28 protein-coding genes and 1 tRNA gene are annotated in these 21948 nt (G+C 41.5%); 15 read left to right on the top strand and 14 right to left on the bottom strand.

Annotated features, from left to right (window positions below):
* Positions 1-591 precede the first annotated feature (591 nt).
* Entirely contained in the window at positions 592-2058 is a 1467-nt protein-coding gene (locus tag ACM5QX_RS01640; RefSeq protein WP_414752094.1) for a glycoside hydrolase family 13 protein, read from the top strand.
* 249 nt (positions 2059-2307) lie between these two features.
* On the opposite strand, the gene ACM5QX_RS01635 is transcribed toward ACM5QX_RS01640, so the two are convergent.
* A complete protein-coding gene (locus ACM5QX_RS01635; protein WP_011318810.1) occupies positions 2308-2727 on the bottom strand; it encodes a fasciclin domain-containing protein in 420 nt (139 codons plus the stop codon).
* Positions 2728-2905: 178 nt separating this feature from the next.
* Here ACM5QX_RS01635 and ACM5QX_RS01630 point away from each other — a divergent pair, with 178 nt between their 5' ends.
* The 5 genes from ACM5QX_RS01630 (at position 2906) to ACM5QX_RS01610 (ending at position 4526) form a co-directional block, all read left to right on the top strand.
* Positions 2906-3142: a DNA-directed RNA polymerase subunit omega gene (locus tag ACM5QX_RS01630; protein ID WP_011318809.1), complete on the top strand. Its 237-nt coding sequence runs from the start codon at positions 2906-2908 to the stop codon at positions 3140-3142.
* Positions 3143-3345: 203 nt separating this feature from the next.
* Positions 3346-3486: a hypothetical protein gene (locus ACM5QX_RS01625; protein WP_414752093.1), complete on the top strand. Its 141-nt coding sequence runs from the start codon at positions 3346-3348 to the stop codon at positions 3484-3486.
* Positions 3476-4018, top strand: coding sequence for a hypothetical protein (locus tag ACM5QX_RS01620; RefSeq protein WP_414752092.1), 543 nt, complete (start codon positions 3476-3478; stop codon positions 4016-4018). Before ACM5QX_RS01625 ends, ACM5QX_RS01620 begins: the two co-directional genes overlap by 11 nt.
* Before the next feature lie 18 nt (positions 4019-4036).
* Positions 4037-4402 (top strand): DUF1818 family protein, encoded by a 366-nt coding sequence (locus ACM5QX_RS01615; protein WP_414752091.1) that lies wholly within the window; start codon positions 4037-4039, stop codon positions 4400-4402.
* A 50-nt stretch (positions 4403-4452) separates the two neighbouring features.
* A tRNA-Pro gene (locus ACM5QX_RS01610) sits at positions 4453-4526 on the top strand.
* 85 nt (positions 4527-4611) lie between these two features.
* On the opposite strand, the gene ACM5QX_RS01605 is transcribed toward ACM5QX_RS01610, so the two are convergent.
* Together ACM5QX_RS01605 and ACM5QX_RS01600 are read right to left on the bottom strand one after the other, a co-directional pair.
* Positions 4612-5010, bottom strand: a complete 399-nt coding sequence (locus ACM5QX_RS01605; RefSeq protein ID WP_414752090.1) for a TIGR02588 family protein — start codon at positions 5008-5010, stop codon at positions 4612-4614.
* On the bottom strand, positions 5007-5891 hold the full coding sequence (locus ACM5QX_RS01600; RefSeq protein ID WP_414752089.1) for a TIGR02587 family membrane protein: 885 nt from the start codon (positions 5889-5891) through the stop codon (positions 5007-5009). Before ACM5QX_RS01600 ends, ACM5QX_RS01605 begins: the two co-directional genes overlap by 4 nt.
* A gap of 186 nt (positions 5892-6077) precedes the next feature.
* Here ACM5QX_RS01600 and ACM5QX_RS01595 point away from each other — a divergent pair, with 186 nt between their 5' ends.
* On the top strand, positions 6078-6260 hold the full coding sequence (locus ACM5QX_RS01595; RefSeq protein ID WP_011318804.1) for a CsbD family protein: 183 nt from the start codon (positions 6078-6080) through the stop codon (positions 6258-6260).
* A gap of 313 nt (positions 6261-6573) precedes the next feature.
* Here ACM5QX_RS01595 and ACM5QX_RS01590 read toward each other — a convergent pair whose 3' ends face one another.
* On the bottom strand, positions 6574-6849 hold the full coding sequence (locus ACM5QX_RS01590; protein ID WP_414752088.1) for a GlsB/YeaQ/YmgE family stress response membrane protein: 276 nt from the start codon (positions 6847-6849) through the stop codon (positions 6574-6576).
* Between the two features lie 222 nt (positions 6850-7071).
* Here ACM5QX_RS01590 and ACM5QX_RS01585 point away from each other — a divergent pair, with 222 nt between their 5' ends.
* From ACM5QX_RS01585 to ACM5QX_RS01575, 3 genes are all read left to right on the top strand, one after another.
* A complete protein-coding gene (locus ACM5QX_RS01585) occupies positions 7072-8343 on the top strand; it encodes an MFS transporter (RefSeq protein ID WP_414752087.1) in 1272 nt (423 codons plus the stop codon).
* A 1-nt stretch (position 8344) separates the two neighbouring features.
* Positions 8345-9307, top strand: a complete 963-nt coding sequence (locus ACM5QX_RS01580; RefSeq protein ID WP_414752086.1) for an N-acetylglucosamine kinase — start codon at positions 8345-8347, stop codon at positions 9305-9307.
* Positions 9308-9397: 90 nt separating this feature from the next.
* Positions 9398-9523 carry a hypothetical protein gene (locus ACM5QX_RS01575; protein WP_414752085.1) on the top strand — a complete coding sequence of 42 codons (126 nt, stop codon included), beginning with the start codon at positions 9398-9400 and terminating at the stop codon, positions 9521-9523.
* Between the two features lie 61 nt (positions 9524-9584).
* On the opposite strand, the gene ACM5QX_RS01570 is transcribed toward ACM5QX_RS01575, so the two are convergent.
* Positions 9585-10826, bottom strand: a complete 1242-nt coding sequence (locus tag ACM5QX_RS01570; protein WP_414752084.1) for an FGGY-family carbohydrate kinase — start codon at positions 10824-10826, stop codon at positions 9585-9587.
* Positions 10827-10987: 161 nt separating this feature from the next.
* Here ACM5QX_RS01570 and psaM point away from each other — a divergent pair, with 161 nt between their 5' ends.
* Positions 10988-11110: a photosystem I reaction center subunit XII gene (gene psaM / locus ACM5QX_RS01565; protein WP_011318799.1), complete on the top strand. Its 123-nt coding sequence runs from the start codon at positions 10988-10990 to the stop codon at positions 11108-11110.
* Positions 11111-11843: 733 nt separating this feature from the next.
* Positions 11844-12254: a hypothetical protein gene (locus ACM5QX_RS01560; protein WP_414752083.1), complete on the top strand. Its 411-nt coding sequence runs from the start codon at positions 11844-11846 to the stop codon at positions 12252-12254.
* Between the two features lie 156 nt (positions 12255-12410).
* Here the strand turns inward: ACM5QX_RS01560 and ACM5QX_RS01555 are convergent, their stop codons facing one another.
* Positions 12411-13121, bottom strand: a complete 711-nt coding sequence (locus tag ACM5QX_RS01555; RefSeq protein ID WP_414752082.1) for a tetratricopeptide repeat protein — start codon at positions 13119-13121, stop codon at positions 12411-12413.
* 560 nt (positions 13122-13681) lie between these two features.
* On the opposite strand from ACM5QX_RS01555, the gene ACM5QX_RS01550 reads away from it, so the two are divergent.
* A complete protein-coding gene (locus ACM5QX_RS01550) occupies positions 13682-14146 on the top strand; it encodes a hypothetical protein (RefSeq protein WP_414752081.1) in 465 nt (154 codons plus the stop codon).
* A gap of 12 nt (positions 14147-14158) precedes the next feature.
* Complete coding sequence (locus ACM5QX_RS01545; RefSeq protein WP_414752080.1) at positions 14159-14716, top strand: glutathione S-transferase family protein; 558 nt, start codon at positions 14159-14161, stop codon at positions 14714-14716.
* A gap of 105 nt (positions 14717-14821) precedes the next feature.
* Here the strand turns inward: ACM5QX_RS01545 and ACM5QX_RS01540 are convergent, their stop codons facing one another.
* The 7 genes from ACM5QX_RS01540 to ACM5QX_RS01510 all read right to left on the bottom strand — a co-directional run bounded on the left by ACM5QX_RS01540 (position 14822) and on the right by ACM5QX_RS01510 (position 21230).
* A complete protein-coding gene (locus tag ACM5QX_RS01540) occupies positions 14822-15313 on the bottom strand; it encodes a YajQ family cyclic di-GMP-binding protein (RefSeq protein WP_011318794.1) in 492 nt (163 codons plus the stop codon).
* Between the two features lie 82 nt (positions 15314-15395).
* Positions 15396-15791: an MAPEG family protein gene (locus ACM5QX_RS01535; protein WP_414752079.1), complete on the bottom strand. Its 396-nt coding sequence runs from the start codon at positions 15789-15791 to the stop codon at positions 15396-15398.
* A 65-nt stretch (positions 15792-15856) separates the two neighbouring features.
* Positions 15857-16360 (bottom strand): DNA-processing protein DprA, encoded by a 504-nt coding sequence (locus ACM5QX_RS01530; protein ID WP_011318792.1) that lies wholly within the window; start codon positions 16358-16360, stop codon positions 15857-15859.
* Positions 16361-16485: 125 nt separating this feature from the next.
* Positions 16486-17580 carry a phosphotransacetylase family protein gene (locus ACM5QX_RS01525; protein ID WP_414752078.1) on the bottom strand — a complete coding sequence of 365 codons (1095 nt, stop codon included), beginning with the start codon at positions 17578-17580 and terminating at the stop codon, positions 16486-16488.
* 504 nt (positions 17581-18084) lie between these two features.
* Positions 18085-18459, bottom strand: a complete 375-nt coding sequence (gene ebsA, locus ACM5QX_RS01520; RefSeq protein ID WP_011318790.1) for a type IV pilus biogenesis protein EbsA — start codon at positions 18457-18459, stop codon at positions 18085-18087.
* A 237-nt stretch (positions 18460-18696) separates the two neighbouring features.
* Complete coding sequence (gene bioD / locus ACM5QX_RS01515; RefSeq protein WP_414752077.1) at positions 18697-19374, bottom strand: dethiobiotin synthase; 678 nt, start codon at positions 19372-19374, stop codon at positions 18697-18699.
* A gap of 173 nt (positions 19375-19547) precedes the next feature.
* Entirely contained in the window at positions 19548-21230 is a 1683-nt protein-coding gene (locus ACM5QX_RS01510) for a protein kinase domain-containing protein (RefSeq protein WP_414752076.1), read from the bottom strand.
* Positions 21231-21365: 135 nt separating this feature from the next.
* On the opposite strand from ACM5QX_RS01510, the gene ACM5QX_RS01505 reads away from it, so the two are divergent.
* Positions 21366-21530, top strand: coding sequence for a hypothetical protein (locus ACM5QX_RS01505; RefSeq protein ID WP_414752075.1), 165 nt, complete (start codon positions 21366-21368; stop codon positions 21528-21530).
* A 240-nt stretch (positions 21531-21770) separates the two neighbouring features.
* Here the strand turns inward: ACM5QX_RS01505 and ACM5QX_RS01500 are convergent, their stop codons facing one another.
* Positions 21771-21902: a hypothetical protein gene (locus ACM5QX_RS01500; protein ID WP_414752074.1), complete on the bottom strand. Its 132-nt coding sequence runs from the start codon at positions 21900-21902 to the stop codon at positions 21771-21773.
* Between the last annotated feature and the right edge of the window lie 46 nt (positions 21903-21948).

Genomic DNA, 21948 nt, shown 5'->3' with positions numbered 1-21948 from the left:
TAAGTTCCTAATTAGGTTATTACCTTTAGCAATATCATTAAATCAATTTAAAGAGTAGGAAATAAATTGGAAATATTTATATATAGGAATCCGATTTGATTATTGAATAAAAGTAAGTATCTGTAGGGTAGGCAATGCCCACCATATCGGGTTTTTTGGTGGGCATTGCCTAGCCTACTACGTATGATTCACAAATTAAATGGTAGCCCTATAGTATTCATGCTTAACTTTGGAAGCACAAGAAGTATGGCTGATAATATAAGCTCTTTGGTGGGCAATGCCCACCCTACAAATATTTATATTTTTTGAAAACTTCAATAGGTAATACCGTTTCTTAATGAAGATGTGCTTTATTCTGGACTGTAGAAACGTTGTATGCAAAGTCTCTACATCATTTATTTGATGCAACTTCATAGAGAATTGGTATAACAACCAGTCAACAACTACCAATTACCAATTACCAATTACCCAAACTTGATATAAATTAACTACTGATGACTGATAGGTAAATGTAAATTTTCTATCATAAGTAAGAATCACAAATAGGTAATTATTTGTAACGATCGCACCTGAAGGCATAAAAGGGAACTCATGCAAATTCAAACACCAGACTGGGTGAAAAACGCTGTATTCTACCAAATCTTTCCAGACCGTTTTGCTATAAGTAAACAGTCCCGGAAGCGGCTGTTGCGTGATGTGCGTTGGGAAGACTGGGACGCAATGCCCACACTGCAAGGATACAAAGGCGGTGATTTATGGGGCATTATGGAGCAGTTGGACTATATTCAAGATTTGGGCATCGATGCCATCTACTTTACGCCCATCTTTCAGTCTGCCAGCAATCACCGCTATCATACCCACGACTATTATCAAGTAGACCCGATGTTGGGTGGGAATGCCGCTTTTAAGGAATTACTAGACGCAGCCCACGAACGCAATATTAAAGTTGTCCTCGATGGCGTATTTAATCATTCCAGTCGAGGATTTTTCTTTTTCCATGACGTTTTGGAAAATGGCCCCCATTCTCCTTGGGTAAATTGGTTCAAAATTGAAGGCTGGCCTCTTGCACCATATACAGGTGAGTTACCAGCAAATTACGTAGGTTGGGCTGATAATCGTGCCTTGCCCGTATTTAATCACGATAACCCAGACGTACGGGAATATATTATGGAAATTGCCGAATATTGGATTAAATTCGGCATCGACGGTTGGCGATTGGATGTACCATTTGAAATTAAAACTCCTGGCTTTTGGCAAGAATTCCGCGATCGCGTTAAAGCCATTAACCCTGAAGCTTATATTGTGGGGGAAGTATGGGGAGACTCCCGTGAGTGGCTAGATGGGACGCAATTCGACGGCGTGATGAATTACTTATTTGCCGGGCCGACCATTGCCTTTACCGCAGGCGATCGCGTAGTCTTAGAACAAGTCCAAAGCCGCGACTATCAACCGTATCCGCCCCTATTCGCCGCCGAATACGCCACCAAAATTCAGGAATTACTGCAACTTTATCCTTGGGAAATTCAACTTACCCAACTCAACTTATTAGCCAGTCACGATACAGCTAGACTAATGACCATTGCTGGCGGTGATCAAGCCAGTATAGAATTAGCTACCCTATTACTACTTACCTTTCCTGGTGCGCCGAGTATCTACTACGGCGATGAAGTGGGTTTACCAGGAGGTATAGACCCTGATTCTCGCCGGGGTTTTCCCTTAGAAGCCAACTGGGATAGAGAAATTTACCAGACTCACCGTCAATTAATAGCTTTACGCCACGCTTACCCAGCCTTACGCACAGGTGAATATCAAGTTATTTGGGCGCAAGGTGCATTGTATGTATTTGCCCGTACTTTAGGTAAGGAAGAATTGATTATTGCTGTGAATGTAGGTACAGCACCAGCCCAGGCTAATGTAGATGTTGCTAGTTTGCAGACTCAGCCAGATAAAATCCTGTATGGCGAAGCAGAATTGAGCTGGCACAATACAGAAGAAACAAAACAACTATCCTTAAATCTCCCGCCACGTAGTGGCTGCATTTTGGGTTTAGGGGATTAGGGACTGGGGATTGGGGACTGGGGACTGGGGACTGGGGATTGGGTACTGGGGATTGGGTACTGGGGACTGGGGACTGGGGATTGGGGACTGGGGATGGGGGACTGGGGACTGGGGGAGAAGAAAAGATAATCCCTATGAGTTTAGAGATGTTCTTTTTCTTTCTTTTGCCTTTTAACTTTTTACTTTTGCCTTATTTGGTAATACCCAGCCCCGTTCCCAGAAGAAATCCTTTCCGCAGGCTATGAGGAACTATTTCCCCGCTACCATCGCTGGCATTAAAACAGCGTCGATAACATGAATCACACCATTATCAGCCAGGATATCTGTTTGCAGGACATTAGCACCATTCACCTTAAATTTACCGTCGATAGACTCAATTGCTAAAACAGATCCTTCCACGGTTTCCGCTTCTGCAATTTGCACCAAGTCATCCGACCGGACATCACCAAAAGCTACGTGATATGTGACAATCTTTTTTAGCTTGGGTATATCTTTAAGCAATGCTTCTAAAGTTCCCTGTGGTAACTTTGCAAAAGCCTCATCAGTAGGTGCAAACAAAGTAAAAATCCCAGGACTATTGAGAGTATCTAAGATTTGTGCAGCTTCGGCCGCCTGCACAAACTTATTGAATTTTCCGGTTTTGACAGCAGTTTCCACAATGTCAGCCATAATATTTGGTTAATTTATTGACTTCACAATTACAACCAACTTATAAACAGACAAAAGCAATCAACCTCTATCGCAAGAAAGGTCATTACTCACCAGTTCTTACCCCTCCCTGCCCCTGAAGAGTCCCTAGTCATGATAACTACTGCTAAACTAGGTTAGTCCCTAAGAACCCATTACTATGCTCAAGCGTTCTAAATTCGAGACAACTCAATCTCAGATTATGCACCGTGCTGAGGATTTAATTAGTGCAGCTTCCAATCGCTACCGCATTACGGTTCAGGTGGCAAATCGCGCTAAACGTCGGCGTTATGAAGAATTTGAGAGTGCTGAAGATTCCATGATGAAGCCAGTACTCAGGGCAATTATTGAAATGTCTGATGAATTGACACAACCAGAAATCATTGGTGAAATTTAAAATATATAGGACTTACGCACACATATTTTCTGTTGAGACCGGGTGTAAGGGCGTAAGGGTGTAAAACATTTATTTTGAATTTTGAATTTTGTAGCTTTAGCTTCCCGTAGGGTATTTTGAATTGATTCATACTCCTATACCCTTCTCCAAACCCTTGATATTTCGTTTTCATGCGTAAGTCCTAGTATATTGCTGAGTTGAGAGTGCTATTAGCGATAGCGGGGCGTTCAGTCCGTGCTGAGTTGATAAGCAATCGCTTTGCACTTTCTTCTCAGGATGTCTGGCGATATCAAAAACAAGCTTGTGCTTTAGTCAACCCTCCAGTTTGTAGTTGTGAAGTTTAACTCAGCGTTGATAAGTACCTTGGTGGTGGCGGGTGTTCTTGTTTTTAGTGCAGGTAATTTAACCAGTATCCAACCTGCGGTAGCCCAACAAAGAATTAGTCCCGGCGACGTTTGGCAGTTAGTTTATCAGCAATTGCCTGATTTTCCCAAAGAAAACCAATACATTAGTAAAGAATCAGGAAGAGTTGCAGAAAATAACACCTTAGCATCTCGCCTGATTAGGTATCACATATATGTCAAAGAACGCGCGCCCAATTATCGCCTAGATTGGAAATTAACTCTAGCCGATTACTTGGATGCGAATGAAATTATGTACGAAAATACCTATCCTGGTAATGATACATTGCGGCAGAATCCCTTAAAAGGCGATCGCGCGATTATTTCTCGCCTCAGTCGCACTCAACGCAATGCCTTAGTACAAGTATTAACCAATATATTTAATCCCAATACCCCCACTCAACCAACCCCACGCCCCAGCACTCCCCGCACCCCAACCCCACCCCCAACAGGAGGCGCTGAACTCCTCAAATAACCTCTTCATCAAAATGTTATGGAACGTCTCATTAAAAGCGGTGCTGGCTGGCGTATTGGCTGGAACCCCGACGCAAGGGAATATAAAGGTTTAGTCGGTACTGACGATTGGGCAATCGAGTTAACCGAAGCTGAGTTAGATGATTTTTGTCGCCTCTTAGCCAAGTTAGCCAACACCATGAAGCAACTCACCGCCGAGTTGATGGATGAAGAGAAGATTGCCTGTGAAGCCGAAAGCGATTTATTATGGATGGAGGTAGAGGGTTATCCTCATGAATACAGTCTGCACTTTATCCTCAACACAGGACGTTGTGCAGAAGGTAAGTGGAACGCCTCTGCTGTGCCTAGTCTGTTGCAAGCTGCGGCAATGCTCAAAGTTTTTTGAACTTACCCCTTGATTTCACAAAGCGTTTGCGATAATATAGTAATTCTGACCGGGGCGTAGCGCAGCTTGGTAGCGCGCCACTTTGGGGTAGTGGAGGTCGTGGGTTCGAATCCCGCCGCTCCGATTGATAAAGCCTAGATTATAAGGCGTATGTAATATTTAACTGAAACCCTAACCACAAATGGTTAGGGTTTTGTTTTGCTTTTCAATTATGGCAACTTATAGCTAGCAACACGCACAATTAGTTTTCCTTGACGGGGGTTTTGGCTAAAGATAAATGTACCCTCCTCCTTTTCACCGTCAGATAAAAAGTCAATTTGTTGTTCTCCTGTTTCCACAACCTCACCAGCAATTTGTAATTCAGCAATAATTTGTACTGATTCAGCAGTTTCGCCACCAGTATTTACTATCTCGAATGGAACGTAAAATTGTCCGTTAACTTCCCGCATTACTTGTTTTTTCGTAACAGATAAAACGGGGGGTTTATTTTCCTCATGTAGCCAAAGATAAGCTACTAAGCTCATAATAATTCCGAGGATAAACAAAGCAATACCGAATGTTACCCACTCAGCTAGAGAACGTGCTGATTTTTGTTCTGCTTCCATCATATTGCTAACCTACCAGCAGCACCACCAATTGTTGCAGGTAAACCTAAAACCAAAGTATGTTCTAGCCACATTCTCCAAGGGTCTGCAAATGTTACTTTTTGGAAGAACAATAACATTAATGCACTTGCTAACAACGATACTAAATAAGAAATAGTTGTTTCACTTAATGGACTTTGAAAAATCCCCTTTTGCTGTCTACGTTTTTTCTGGTCGGAAAAACCAGCTTGGAAGACAATAGCATAAGAAATTACTAAAGATGCAGCGATTAATGCGAATAGCCACGGCGGTGAAATAGCTGCTGCTAACATGGGAACTTCATCCGTAGGCGCGATATTAAAAGCAATGACAATTGCACCGATGAGAGTTGCACCTAAATCAGCCAAAGTTCCATACAAACCATTTTGTTTATACTTGCTGAGTCCGTTTTCTTGATGATCACTGGATGGTAAATTATTCTGGTTGCTATCTCCAAGAAACTGGTTAGCTAATGCTACACCCAAAGTAAAAGGTACACCTTCAAAAACAATTTTACCCAATGATTCTTTTAATGAAGTTTCTGGCGTGATTTCTTGCAATAACCACAACATAAAAGCAGCACAAACAAACCCAATTGCCATTGCTTCTACAGTATCAATTACAGCTTCATCCACTCGCCAGTTATTTTTGCGTTTGCGAAAACCTTCAGTATAATTGAGGAGGAAAACTACGATAAACATCAAGGCGATCGCTATCATAATTAATCTTGGTTTTGCTAGCGAGCCAATCCACCAGACTTCCATCGTATATATTAAAGGTATACCAAATAGAAAACCTCCACAAGTACCTCGTAAAATATCATTTATCTCGCGTTTCCACCCATTTTTCTGATATCTTTTAGCCACTCCTAAGATTTACCTATTTAATTTTGATATTTTCAGTGTTGTAGAATATCTCATGATATCTTCTATTTAATCATCTATCCCAAGTATATGAAAAAAGCAAATATTATCTTTCCTATGATAGACAAATAAAAAGCTTTTTACTGGTAGCCTATTTTATGTTGGTATTTTCAATAGTTTAAGGAAAATATGAGTACTGAAAAAAGAATTGAAGCAACTGCTAAAAATATCGAAGGTAAATTACAAGAGGTAATTGGCGAAGTTACCGGAAACCCAGCAGATAAGGCAGAGGGTAAAGCTAAACAAGCTGAATCTCAGGTGATTCATACTACAGAAAATATTAAGGACGAATTAAAGAAAGCCATTGACTAAAAAACTTTAAGGGAACACCAAAAAATAGATTATCCAAAATTGATAGTTTAGTAGGGTGCGTCAGTGTCAAAAAACCTAAATACACCAAGAACTTATTCATACTGACGCACCCTACATTTGGAGTATTTTTTCTCTGTAAGTCTCTAAAAGGATATGCACGTTTTAATTACTGTAGTTACAGCTTAAATTTTCCAGATTAATATTTTTTTACTCCACTACTTGTAAAAGAGTGGAGTATTTTTGTTTTAAATTTTTCATGTAAAAAAGGTTAGTTTTGAATAAATTCGCTCTAACCATAATTTCTATCATCTGACTAATAGCTTCTGGAACTTCCAGTGACTAAATTCCACAGAAAGATAGCAACTATAGCTCCAATAATTGCCACGATTATCCCAGAAATACTAAGGCTAGCTGCCGTCAGTTGTAGTGTTCCCGTATCTATCAGGGTAACAATTGTACCACCGATTAAAGCGCCAATAATACCTAAGATCATAGTTCCCAAAATACCACCACCTTGACGACCAGGGTAAATAGCTTTGGCTATGGCTCCAGCAATGAGACCAAGAATAATCCAGGCAATAATGTTCATAATTCTACTGTGTAAAAGACTTACCAGTAATTTATTAATTACCAATAATTTTTCCTTCTACCAGAAGAGATAAGTAGAGTATCTAAATTTATAGATTTGCTACATTCATCGCTCAAAATATTAGTTTATCTTACGATCATACTGGTAGCGATCGCCTCACATAAACTGTGTAATTATCGTCTATCAAAGAGCATCGTTAATTAATAGATTTAATAAAATTTAATGAAATATCAAGCCAGATTTACCTCACCGTGGGCTTATATTCCTATTTTATATTTTGCTTCTGGTGTCCCTTACGTTATTATCAACACTGTTTCTGTAATTTTCTACAAAAAGCTAGGAATAGCTAATACACAAATTGCCTTCTGGACAAGTTTTCTCTATCTACCTTGGGTAATTAAAATGTTTTGGGGGCCGATTGTCGATGTTTACTCAACCAAACGCACATGGATACTTTATACTCAATTTGCTATGTGCGCTTGTTTAGCTGTAGTGGCATTTTGTTTACAATTACCAAATTTCTTTTTCATCTCCCTAGCTGCTTTGACTATAGGTGCATTTATTTCTGCAACCTATGACATTGCGACAGATGGCTTTTATCTACTAGCGTTAAATCCCGAACAACAAGCCTTCTTTGTAGGCGTTCGCTCACTATTCTATAGACTAGCTGTTATTTTCGGCTCTGGCTTTTTAGTAGTTTTCGCCGGACAACTAGAAACTTACCTCAATGATATTCCTCTCAGTTGGACTTTGGCTATTGGCTCGGCTACTGTAATTTTAGCAATGATTTATGTCAGCGATCGCCTAATTTTACCCTTCCCAGAATCAGATAACCCAAGAGAACTACAAGCCACTAGTAAAATCTCATTTTTAAAAATAATTACCTCATATTTCCAGCAACCCAAAATTCTCGCCATCTTAGCTTTTATCCTACTTTACAGATTTGGCGAAGCCATGCTGCTAAAAATTGCTTCCTTATTTTTATTAGATAAACCAGAATTAGGTGGTTTAGGCTTAACTACATCGAATGTTGGCTTAGTTTATGGCACATTTGGCGTTATTTCTTTGATTTGTGGCGGTATTTTGGGAGGACTAGCAATAGCTAAATATGGACTGAAGAAATGTCTCTTACCAATGGCTTTAGCTTTGAACCTACCTGATCTATTCTACGTTTACATGGCTTATAATCAACCTCCGCTAACATTAGTATATCCCCTTGTTTCCCTAGAGCAATTTGGCTATGGTTTCGGGTTCACCGCTTTTAGTGTGTATTTAATGTACATCTCTCAAGGAGAATATAAAACATCCCATTTTGCCATATCTACAGGTATCATGGCCTTAGGAATGATGCTACCAGGAATAGTTAGCGGTTATCTACAAAATTTACTTGGCTATCCATTATTTTTCGTCCTAGTTTGTGTTTTAACTATCCCTGGAATGATTTCTCTATTTTTTATTCCTTTACCAGCAGAAACCAATCACCAAACTAGTTAATATGAGCTATGTTTTAGGAATAGACGGCGGCGGTAGTAAAACTGTGTGTATTTTAATGGATGATATACATCAAGTGGTTGGTCGCGGTCAAGCAGGTGCAGCTAATTATCAAAGTATAGGGATAGAAACAGCATTTACATCTATTCAATCCGCCATTCATGAGGCTGTCAAATTAATCAAAACAATCGAAATTAACGCTATATGTTTGGGATTGGCTGGTGTAGGTCGTCCAGAAGATATAAAGGTAGTTAAACATCTAATAGAACAATTAATTAATAGTAAAACTTTACCTATTACCTGGAATTTACAACCATTTAATATTGTTATTTGTAACGATGCTTTGATTGCTTTAGTCGGCGGAATTGGTCATCCTGTAGGAATTGTCGTCGCAGTTGGTACTGGTTCCATCGTTTTTGGTCGCAATCATCAAGGAAAAACCAAGCGAGTTGGCGGTTGGGGATATATTTTAGGAGATGAAGGAAGCGCCTACAAAATTGCTGTGGCTGGTTTAAAAGCAGCATTGAAATCTTATGATGGGCGTGAAAAATATACCAGTCTCATAGCAGATTTTAAACAGCATTTGGATTTAGAAAATATAGAAGACCTAATCGAGGTTATCTATCGTCGGGGATGGGGAGTGAAACAAATAGCAGCTTTAGCACCTATTGTTGATTTAGCCGCCGCTTCTGGTGATGAAGTAGCCAATAATATAATTGATGATGCTGTCGGAGAATTAGTCAAAGCCACAGCTACAGTAATCGAAGCAATTTTTATTCCTAACTCAGTTTTAGAAATAGTGACAACGGGAAGTGTATGGCGGGGTAGATGTAAGATACAGCAGAGATTTACAGCAGCTATAGTCAATAGATTTCCCCAAGTGAAGGTAATTTTCCCCCGCTATGAACCTGCTTATGGTGCTGGTTTATTGGCTTTGCAAAGTTTAGCAGGTAAAGAGGGAATTTAGGCGATCGCAGTTTTCAATAAATCCGCAATAATTAAAGGGATAGATGACATTCGTTTACCGCGAAGTATCTATCCCTAAATAGCTGCCCAGATGACGAACCTGGAACCCTATAATCTGGTATCTAATGAATCCAGTATCAGTCGAGATATGTCTATTGTCACTGGGATAGATACGGATTTAGACGATATTTATGAACAAATCATACTGAATATTTGATGAGGGAATGATGGTGTGATTGATTCACGCAGAGGCGCAGAGAGAAGGAGGAGTTTTTCTCTTATCTTCCCATCGCCAGCAATGCTGAACCATAGGCGGCTTCTGTATTAAGTGAAGAAATGACGGGGACTTTTAAGTTTCTTTGCCGAATTGTATTCCAGGTAGAGTTTTTTGCGCCGCCACCGGCTGTATAGACTTGATTTAAGCTATCTGCACCCAATTTTTGTAATAGTTCATATCCTTGGGTTTCTATGCGGGCGATACTTTCTAATAAGCCATGTAAAAATTCGGCTGGATTGTCTGGGCGTGGTGTAAGGCGTGGGGGTAAATTGGGATCATTGATGGGAAAGCGTTCTCCTACTTTCAACAAGGGATAATAATCTAATTCGCTGGCTTTTGTGGCATCAATTTCACGACTCAAGTTTTCTAACTCAGCATCAGTAAAAAATTCGCGTAATACTGCACCCCCCGTATTTGACGCGCCACCGGTTAGCCACAAATCACCAAGGCGATGGCTATAAATTCCATATCGTGCATCTTCTACAGGGGTGTGACTCAGAAGTTTGAGTACTAATGTCGAACCAAGGGAAGTCACCGCTTCCCCTGGAGATTTTGCCCCACTCGCCAGAAATGCTGCAATACTATCTGTTGTCCCTGCACATACCAAGCAGTCTGGAGGTAATAAAAACTGTTGGGAAATTTCGGGACGTACTTCACCAATGGGAGTCCCAGGCGGTAACACTTTGGGTAGCTGAATTGGTAGTTGCAAATTTTCTAACCATTCTGGGTATTGCAACTTTTCCACGTCATACCCCAGCTTTAAAGCATTGTGGTAGTCGCTGATTCCCAACTTTCCGTGTAGGAGAAACCCTAGCCAGTCGGCTTGGTGGAGAAAATATTGTGCTTCGCCAAAAGAGGGTAACTGCATCATCCAGCGCAATTTAGCCAAGCTGGAGGTAGCACTTAAAACAGTATGATTTGCTGGTGCGATATCTCTCAACTCATTTAGTACTATTGATCCCCGCCCATCGTTGTAGAGTAAGGGGGTATCTACAGGGTTGCCATTTGCATCGCATAATAAAACTGTAGAGGAAGTGCCGTTAATTGCGATCGCTTTTATTTCTCGCCGCAACTGTTCGGGAATTTGTCCCAGCAGCGTCAACAAGGCCTTTTGCCAACTAGAGACTAGGGAATCAACCTCTAGCCAAGGATAACGCACCTGCACCTGGATATGGGCTGATTCATCAATTACCACAGCCCTAGCACCAGACGTACCAAAGTCTATCCCCAAATAAAAATCCATATTTTTATAAATTTTTTTAATGAAAGATAACTAAGACTACTGACTAACAAGTGCTTTTGTTGCATCTTGTAACAAGATATTCCATATTTCTGGCAAAACAAGGAAAAGTAGTAAACGAACTACTATGTCAACATCCATTTAAGGTTAGGAGGTTTCCCACCATGCCTACTCTGTACCTTGCTCAAGTGTCTTCCATTTCGGATACCCAAGTGTACATCGCTCTAGCTGTAGCGCTGATTCCAGGTCTTCTAGCTTGGCGTTTAGCAACAGAACTTTACAAATAATGAAGCCTCTCATCAAGTCTGCTTAGGTACTTGTCATGAAAATTTGTCATGATTTAGTCATCAAACAGGCTTGATGTAAACTCAAGCTTCTTATTACTGAACACAACAATCCAAAGTATCTGGATTGTTGTGTTTTGTTTGTTTGTTAGATAAATTTCAGTGCAACTTGCACCCACGAGAATTAAACAAGGTTTCTCTATCCAGACACCTTTTTGTATTTTTTATACTTGTACATTAAGTGTATATACGTCCTGAGATAAAAATATATATCGAAAATATATGCTCATTTATGAGTCTACAATAGACGCATATCTCGCAAAAATGGTAGTAATTGCGAGAAAAGTAACATCTGCCATGAGAATAAAATTGACAGAAGCAAGTTTTGATTGATACTTTAGAATGGTTTAGTTTCCCTGAGGAATCAAAACATACAAAACTGTACATCATACAGTAAGTTGTGCTTTACAAGTGAGATACACGTTGCAATTGACATTAACTCTTAAAAGAATAATAATCCTGGCATACAAGGAGCAGTTTCCATATACTGGTGGCTGAATTCCAGAAAGCTGTGCCAACTAGTTACCTACGTATCTTTTGTGTACTTTTGACAAATAGCATACGTGTAGCAATTTGGAAAAAATGAAGTAATATGTCAGCTAATCTCAGCCGTTATCTATGCCAGTAGGCTCTTGACGGTTCAGCTATTCAATCAGGCAATTTTCTCTAGAGCATCATGAACGCTTTTCAACCTTCCCAATTTCCGCAACAACCTACGCCCCAACCTCGTCCTGTACCCCGCCCAAAACGGCATCTACGCCAACGCTCTTATCGAGTAATGGCTATAGAAGCCACAGTGAAAATAGGGGCTAATATAGCGATTTCAGCCGCAGCAGCAGCCGCTTTGATGCAGCTTGTACCTCATCACTTTTCACAGCAAACAAAGTTGCGCGAAGTGCGTGTTGAGGTCAAACAGATGGAAAAGCGCGTTAGCGATTTACAAGCTCAATTGAGCCGTAATCTTGATTCGAGTCAAGCTAATAGTATTAGACAACAGCAAGGATTCCGATTTGCTCCTAATCAAATTCCCATTGTATTGACCAATGAAGAGCAAGTAGATACCGAAGCCTCAGAATCTTTGCCCTAAGGAAAGTATTGCCTTGGGGTTGAAATAATATAAATTATTTTTATAGATGTAGTGGCTTATAAATACAGGGTTGTACTGCCGATTAGGCAGGGGATAGGGGAAAGAATTAATGTACAGATGTTGTACACAACGTCTCTTATATTGACAACTGACTAATTACGCCGAAGGCAGCAATTCATTTAACCAATTTTCCATTTGTAGCCGCAAACGGTAGCCAGGAACATCTCTGCGACCATGTAACGAAGGTAATTGAGTTTCGGCACGACGATAGTCGGCGATAGCACAATTCCAATCACCCCAAAGATGGTAAGTTCTACCACGTTCAGCCCAGATATGCCCCTCTAACTGACCAAAAACCAGGGCAATATCAAAATTCTCAATTGCTTGGTCATATTCGCCCAAATCGCGTAGAGTAATGCCACGATTAATCCAGGCTCGCACATGACGAGGATTTAAATCAATAGCGCGATCGTAATCAGCCAGAGCGGCTGCTAGTTGTCCACAAGCTGCGTAATAATTGGCGCGATTGTTGTAAGCGCTGGCTAAATCAGGATTCAAATGTAATGCGGTGTTGTAATCTTGTATTGCCTTTTGAGTATGTCCACATTGAAAATAGATTAACCCCCGGTTGTTGTAGTCAACCGCGTTGTCAGGATGGCGGTTAATCAATTGGTTCAGGAGAGCGATCGCTTCGCGATAATTTCCTTGTTGCGCTGATCTCAAAGCACAAGAGCGTAAGTAGCCATCACCGAACCCCGACTCATCACCCCTAGCCCCATGTTCTTGAGGGTCAAGTTTAGTCTTAGCAATAAATTGGTAACAGTTATTCTGCTGATCACCAGAGGCTAAAAATGAGTGACTGTTCATGTTTTCCTACCTTCGCTGCTTAGTCTGAGAAATTAAATTAGAGTTGTGGTGGTAGCTTGCTCAGAAATTTTCTTGCCGACAAGCACACCTGATACAGACTATTTACGCTCCAATCTAGTAATACATACGTCATCCTCAGGGTAAATTCCTGAAACAAGAAATATTAATCTCTAAGACTATTCAAGTAGTAAGACTGACAAATTCGGTAAAATGCCAGGGAAGACACACAAGGGCAATCAATTCAAAATACCCTACGGGAAGCTAAAGCTACAAAATTCAAAATTCAAAATTAAGAGATAACGCCGTGTGCAACTTTCTCTCAAACCTAACCCCCAACCCCTTCCCTGCGTTCGCGCAGCGTGTCGGAGACAGGGAAGGGGAGCAAGATTCAAAGCCTCTCTCCGCTTCGGGGAGAGGTTTGGAGAGGGGTTTCAAAAATAAATCGCACATCGCGTGAGATAAGGGCTTCCTACTCAGCACGGACTAAATGCCCTTCCCTTAAAGCGCAGCTATGCCCACAGGGCCTTACAGCAATCAACACTGAAAACTCCCCAATCCCTATGACAACTACAATTTCTGAGCAAAACACAGCCGATCTCAATGGTGATGATTATATTGTCATCGGTCTGGCTACCTGCTTCATTAAAGAAGATGGCGAAGTTCATCAAGTCGATGTGATTGAACCAATACCCTCAGCTTCTTTAGAAGCAATTATGAAGGGTATCCCCACCTCTTATAAATTTGCCTATGCAACCACCTTGGGTTCAGTTTTGCATGGAGATGAGCCAATCTTACCCGTAGGCTTTCCTGATACGGCTCAGTTCGCCGATGAATTTGCGTCACGAGTATTTGCAGCCACTCGTACATACAAGCGTCGAGAAATTGCCAAAACTCTGATTCCTCTCGGTACAACCTATACGGATTTTAAATATTCCCTTGACCGTAAGCGGGTATTAAATGCTAATAGAGTAGTAACAAAAGACGATAACGTCAAACAGCACTCCCACACTCACAAAGTACTTTAATCTCAGGTAGCTATGCTGAAACTTTATGGAGGGGCTTTTAGCCGCGCTTCCATCGTGAAGTGGTATTTAGAAGAGATAGAAGTTCCCTATGAGTTTGTTTTGTTAGATATGCAGGCGGGGGAACATCGCCAGCCCGAATACCTGAAAATAAACCCCATTGGCAAAGTACCCGCGATTGTAGATGGGGATCTTCAGCTTTGGGAATCAGGAGCAATTTTACTTTATCTTCGGGATAAATACGGTAAAGCTCCCCTGTCAGCAGAGGAACGGGGGATACTCGCCCAATGGGTAGTATTTGCTAACGCCACCCTTGGGCCTGGTATTTTTGTCGAAGCAAATCGAGAAAAAGAAATGCCCCGTTTGCTAACTCCTCTCAATGAAATTTTTGAGCGTCAACCCTTTTTGCTGGGTAACGAATTCAGTGTTGCTGATGTTGCAGTGGGGTCTATTTTGGCTTATATTCCCATCATGCTGAAACTAGATTTGGGCGATTATCCAGCAGTGGTGAACTATATTAAGCAAATGACTGAACGACCAGCATTTCAAAAAAGCATTGGCGGAAGATCATAAATTCAGTTAACAGTCAATAGTCAACAGTTAACTTTTAATAATTTATCAAACAAAAAAGCGGGGATATGATATATCACCCGCTTTTTTATGTTTTGAAATTACCTTTTAACGATAATTAGTGAACTGTAAAGCCACTGGATAGTCTTCTTGTTTCAAGCGTTGGATAACGGTTTGCAAATCATCTTTTGCTTTAGCAGACACTCGCACAGCATCACCTTGAATTGAAGCTTGGACTTTTTTGAATTCATCCCGAATCAATTTAGAAATTTGCTTGGCGATGTCTTGACTGATGCCTTTTTTGAGGGTGATTTCTTGACGGACGCGATTACCACTGGCCGATTCTACTTTGCCAAAGTCAAAGATTTTTTGTGAGAGATTACGCTTGGCTGCTTTTTCCCGAAGAATGTTATGAACAGACTCTAGGGTAAACTCGCTATCCGTACCAATCGTGATTTTTTCTTCACCCAACTCGACAGTTGTCTGAGTATCTTTGAGGTCGTAACGACTTTTCAGGTCTCTGATGACTTGATCAACAGCGTTAACTAGTTCTTGCCGATCAAAATCGCTCACAATGTCAAAGGAATAAGTAGAAGCCATAAAGAATGTCTAACTTGCGATTTTGGATTTTAGATCAAGGATAGAACATGGATTGAAAAGAATCCCAGTCCCCGCTTCCTAATCAACCTTTAGCTTGAATTATGCTCAGGACAAAGAGAGTACCAGAGCCAAGGGAGCCAATAGCGTACATGAGCGATCGCAAAAGCGGTATATTCAAAATATAGAAGATAGAGTATAGCAGACGCGCCACCAGAAAGGCGATCGCAGCCCATACGGCTGTAGGAGAGTTCACACCAGTCACATAAGCCATTAGAGCGGCTGCGGCAAATATCATAAACGCCTCAAATGAATTTTGGTGCGCCCATGTAGCTCGCTGTCCATAAGGTGGTAACTTATCAAACATCGCCCGTGGAGCAGAAACATCATACCCAACACGCACGCGAGCATAACCTACCACCAAAAATGGCAGATAAATTAAAACCGCAGCTGCGGCAATAGAATATAAGAAAATAATCATGCTTTATGGTTAGTTATTCATCAGTCATCAGTCTATAGTCCCGATGTTTGACTATTGACTGTTGACTAATCAAAGTAGAAAAGTGTGACAACCTTTCTCTGTTCTTCCGCATCTCCACAAGTTTGTAGGAGAGTACGGCTGTCATGAAACGCAAAGCAGATGAGCTGCTGACATCGGGAGACAATTTCTTTGTTGCACAAGTAACTAGCTTCAGCAAGAGACAAGTTATCATTACTAGGATTTTCTACTAGGTGCATCACCTGTTCTAGTTGCTGGCGAGATTCTTGGGGCTGACGTTCTAAGCTTTGGGGTAGAATTACCGTGAGCAAATTGGGGTCAGCGCGCATTGCGCCCTTAATGGCAGCCGAGTTAGTACCTGTAGCACCAGAAGTAATGACTCGATTCCCTGACAAAACCAGGGCATAAGTCATCATTTCAATGAGATTTTGATGCGTAATTGGCACATGACGGGAACCCAGCAAGGCAATTCGTTTAGAACCTGTTTGCTGGATTGTCGCCAGTTCTTGCGCTAACGTATCGAGGTTAATGAGGTCTGTTGACTGGCTCAAAGACGGATATATTCAGATTAAACGACCAAGCTATTCTACCAAAGAGCGTGTAAGTAGGAAGCGAATTTGAGTCGTAAAGTTTTTCATTTTGTATCAAAAGATTTGTGTGTGAAGAGGTTGGAAATCTAAGGTAAGGCTGTAGCGGGCGTTAAACCTAGTTTAGATAACAGGCGATCGCTATCAAAATTTTCAGCCATTAACTGACGAATACACTGTACTTTAATCGGCTCATGGACACGCACTTGGCCGAAGGTGCGGTCAACAATTTCTACAGTGGTGAGGGTATCTAAGTCAACGGATAAGATGGGAATTTCTAACTCTTCAGCACGACTGAGGATAAATTGTGGAGGAGGTAATTGTCCGGTAAGGATGAGACATTGAGTAGAAGTTTCTAAGGCTGCTTGCTGAATTTCCACGCGATCGCCGCCTGTCACCACTGCCATATTCCGACGTTTGCGGAAATACTTCACAGCTGCATTCACATTCATTGCCCCAATTGCTAAACTCTCGACCATCAAATCTAGGCGATCGCTACGACAGAGAACTTCGGCGTTGAGTTGTTTGACTAATTCGCCCACGCTGACACTACGGAGTAAATCATTTTTTGGCAGCATCGCCATCACGGCAATACCTTGCTGTTCTAGATAAGGGCGGACAAAATTATCAACGGTTTCTAACTGGGCAGGCGGGATATCATTGATCACAACACCAATCAAGCGATCGCCTACACGTTGTTTAGCCGATAATAACGATTCCACAGAAATTAGCGAACTGTAACGACTCACCAATAGTACAGACGCATCCAAAACGTCTGCTACTTGCAGTAAAGACAAATCAAACAGATAACCTTCTGCTAAATCCCCAGGGCCTTCTAGCACAACTAAATCCCCGCGAGGAACTTGTAAATACTGCTCCACCAAAGTTTGGGAATAATCAGTTGTGTCTTCACCAAATAGACGTTTCTGCATACTGGCTTCATCTAAAGCCAATATTGTGGGAGCAATACGATTTGCCGATAAATTGAGACTATGGGTAATAAACTGGACATCTTCTTCAACTAAAGTACCTTCAGATGTACTCAAACTATTGCCTAATGGTTTACCGTAAGCAATATCTAATCCTTTTTGCTGTAACTGATGAGACAATCCTAGAACTGTTGCGGACTTACCGCTATAAGTCTCAGTCGAGCCAATCAGCAAATATTTAGCAGATTTTGGCACACACGCACTCCTAATTTCAAAAGGCAGTAAAACCCAGCCAGGTGTTTACTAATTTTAGTTGGTTCCGGCAGAAACCTCAGACGTTCTCACAAGGTAATTTCTTGAAATGTACTTTTTTTTGGTATTTAAATGAATATAAATGCTAAATAATTTTACTGTGCTACGCGTGTCAGTTTTCGGATTTGCGATAAACACTTCTGCGTGAGCGCTTGGTTAAGTTTTCAGTAGAGCGGTTATTTTTGCTCTGGTCTAATGTCCTGTCCACTTGTACCCTGTCGAAAACATCCGTCTATATAGACCACAGATCAAATCAAGAGTTTCCTTACGGGTAGAGAGTTATTATGTTAAATATAAGAAAATTAATCTTGTTTAAATTACACAATTAAAATTGTTTAAATAAACCCAAAAATTAGCAAATTTTAATAAATTCCAGAGTATAAGAGCATAGATTCCAGAATATATTTCTGTCTCTAAACTCCTACACTCATATACGCAAACAGACTTTCATTCATCTATACGCAGGAGTTTGCGGTAAAAAGATTGCGAGAAATCTGTCAGCTTATAACGTCTATGATTTTCCATTAATTCGATGAGAAAACTCATAAATTCAAAACTTGCCATCATTACTTCGTAATTTAATTCAGCGTTGCCATCAAACTGTATCCGGCAACGTGTCAAATCTGAAGGTAGAGTAGCAACATTCCAAGAAGCGACAAAAGGAACATTTTCACCTGCTTCTATTTTGCGTTGACCTTCCACAATGCCTTTTTGATAAAGACTAATAGCAAGGGGCAAAGAATTGCGTTTAGTACCCTGAATATAAGGCAAATATACACTCGCTTGTTGCTGAGTGGCAGGCTGGAGTTGCTCAATAGACATTTTTGGACATTCCTCAAGTTAATTGACAACTGGGGATATTGGTGGCTGTGAATAGTATTCCCAAAAATTTTCAGTTGTACACATGAGGGGGTTGGGGACTGGGGATTGGAGGCTGGGGATTGGGGATTGGGGACTGGGGACTTTTTACCAAGCGGTAAATGATGACTCTCAAACTAACGAGAGAATCATCATTTCACTAACCCCTAAACCCCTAAACCCCTAAACCCCTACACTCACCTACTCCAGTGTTTCTAAATATAAATTTGAGGCGATTTGCACCAGTTGATCGAAATCAGAGAAGTTATCTACGTAAGGTAGACAGCCTAAGACTGGAATATTCGTGAGGGATTGAATTAAATCTTTTGGTGTTAAGTCGGCGATTTCTTCATCAGATATAGGTTGTGTACAGTTCAACACAATTCCTTTGAGATCCACTCGTGCTTGTCTAGCCAATGCTACATTTGCTACAGCGTGTCCCAGGGAACCTAATTTTACTGGTACTACTAATACTGTAGGTAAGCGCCATTCCCCGGCTAAATCTGCCACTGTTAACTCGTCGGTGACTGGTGAACCCAAACCGCCTAAAGCTTCAATTAACAACACATCAAGACGCGATCGCAACTGGGTTAAAGTCTGCCAAACTATAGCTAAATCTACAGAACGATTTTCCTTGGCGGCGGCGATGGGAGGAGCCAGAGGTGCGCTAAAGTGCAGAGGTGTAATTTCGGCGATTGTTTGCTCTAGTGTAAACAGATTTTGATACCATTCGCGATCGCCAATTCCCGATTGAATTGGTTTCATAATTCCCCAACTGCCTTGGGGGTAATATTTCTGACAGTAAGCTGCCAAAACTGTAGTCAAAGCAGTTTTGCCAGCTTCTGTATCAGTTCCAGTAATTAGTAGTGACTTCAACAATCTGGTTTAATAATCTGAATGAAGACGGGTAAGTGATGAAGTAAATCGCATTACTTCAGAGTTTTGATCGCTAAGAACTCACAAATATTGTAATACACTGTTGGCGCTGGCATTCAGGCATTACGGTAACGCTGGTATCGAAACTGATGTTTTGTATCCATAAGTAAGTTCTATTAGGGTAAACTTTGTGGTTCAGGAACAGATGTTGGGGTTTCTGTAGGCGTGAGGGTTGGTGTTGGGGTTTCCGTAGGCGTGGGGGTTGGTGTTGGTGTCTCCGTCGGTGTGGGGGTTGGTGTTGGGGTTTCTGTAGGCGTGAGGGTTGGTGTTGGAGTTTCCGTAGGCGTGGGGGTTGGTGTTGGTGTCGCGGGAATGGCTTTTTCTATGGCTACATTCAAACTGTAGTCACTTGCAGCCACCCCTGAACCTAAAGTCAACTGAATGGTATATCTTCCAGTATTCGGTAATGTACCTACGTAGTTGGTCACTTGCTGGGCGCTACTATCAATTGGCTGTTGATTCCTACCCACAATAGTCAATGACACGCCTTCACCTTGGTCAATAAAGGTAGTTACCTTATCTCCTGCGTTGCCAAAAAAACTGTATCGAATAATCTGATTTGCTTGGATAGTATCTGCAACCGTAGCTGTATTAGAGTTTCCCAGATTGAGACGCTTGTTTAGAACTACTGGTTCTGGGGTTTCGGTTGAGAAAGTAGTACCACCTGTAACTACTGGCGAGGGGAAGGTTTGGGGCGGCGGTGTTTCACCAGGCTGTGATGATGAGTGACTGCGAATAGAACTTACCAGCGCCCAAGAACCGACACCAGCCAAAATGACTACAGCCGTACCTATCGCCCCCAAAGCCAGAGGACTATCTAAAACTGAACTACTGCGGCTGGGAGGAATTACAGGTTCAGATTTGTTGGGTGCAGGTGGTGGTGGTGCAAAGTCAGGACGACGACCGACCGCAATTGTTTGCACACGGGAAACATTAGGAAGAGAAACACCAACATTGGGTTGGTCTATGGCTTGTAATGCCTGGGAGACTTCTGCCGCAGTTTGGAAGCGATCGCCTGGTGCATGACTCAACATCCGATTTATAATCTGGGCAAGGACGGGATGTACTCTCACCCATCTTTGCCAAGTCCAACTCAGTTGGTTCTCATCAAATAATTCTGATGCTTCCTTCCCCGTTAATAAAACTATCGCGGTGACTGCTAAAGCATACAAATCACTGCTAGGATAAGCCCGCCCCGTTTGCATTTGTTCACTAGGAGAGTAGCCCAATTTTCCCACGGAGGTAACTGGTGTTGTCATCTCTGGAGACTGCAAACGCGTCGCTAACTCTTTGACCACCCCAAAGTCAATCAACACTGGCTGAGAATCACTATCCCGCAAAATAATATTATCTGGAGAAATATCTCGGTGAATAATGCCGCGCCCGTGGATATGTTCCAAGACTGGTAACAATGAGCGCATTAACTGTAATACTTCTAACTCCGTGAAAGCTTTGCCGGTAGCTTGCCTTTCCGTCAATATGTCCCAATAGGTCTTCCCCGCTACATAGTCTTGTACCAAGAATAAGCGCTGGTCTTGCTCAAATTTTTCGCGGAATTTTGGTATTTGGGGATTTTCTATCTGATATAAGATAGCGGCTTCTCTGTGAAAAAGCTCTTGAGCCTTTTCCCAAGCAACAGTCCCTGTTGCAGTAGGAATCAGTTCCTTAATCGCACACAGTTCGTTAAAGCGTCTCTGGTCTTCCGCTAAATAGGTTCTACCAAATCCTCCTTGTCCGAGAATTTGCACAATGCGGTAACGATTTTGCAGGACAGTGCCAATTAAAATTGGTGGTTGCATGATCAATCAGTAGAGTGTAATAGCAACTCAGGAGGGAGTAAGTCACCCACCAAGATAAATCAAAGCGGCGACAGACAGTTACCTGCGGCGATATTCTACCCTACACAGCAGGTAAACTGGCAACTAATGTGTTGTATGCCTATTGTGCAACGCTCGGCAACCTTTGGATCTACCATCAATAATGTTGCCTCAAATGAAAGGCGATCGTCTACTCGTAGGAGTTACGCACTCAGGTTGGGTGTGGAAACTGGGTTTAGGGGTGTAAATGCCCAACCAAAGGTTTCACCTTTTATTGGTTGAAATTCAGATGGGAATTTTTTGTCAATTTCGATCAAAAGTCTGAGGTAATAATCAAAAAGGGGAGCTTGTGGAAATTAACTACAATTTTCTCCACAAGAATTTCTCAATTCATAGAAATACGGTATTGATGGTTTTAATTGTCGTGGTAGAATTTGTTTTACTTTCGTACCAATGTCTGCCATTCAGTTTCATAAAACAGTTCAATAGACTCAAAAAAATCTTTTTGGGAGCAGGCAACAATCATTCCCACGCATTTCGTATATTTAAATAAGCTTGTGAAAAATAGCAGAAAAATCTTGTAGTTAGACTCATACTCGCTTCGCTCTCAGGTGGGCGATCGCCTACGGTGAGCTTAACGCCATCGTCTTTCATGGAGGGTTCCGTAGGAAAGACGGAGGGGCGCATCGTCGCATCTTTA

It is taken from the genome of Anabaena sp. CCY 9910 (assembly GCF_963920875.1).
Classification (GTDB): domain Bacteria; phylum Cyanobacteriota; class Cyanobacteriia; order Cyanobacteriales; family Nostocaceae; genus Trichormus; species Trichormus variabilis.
This window is presented reverse-complemented; position numbering and strand designations above follow the sequence as displayed.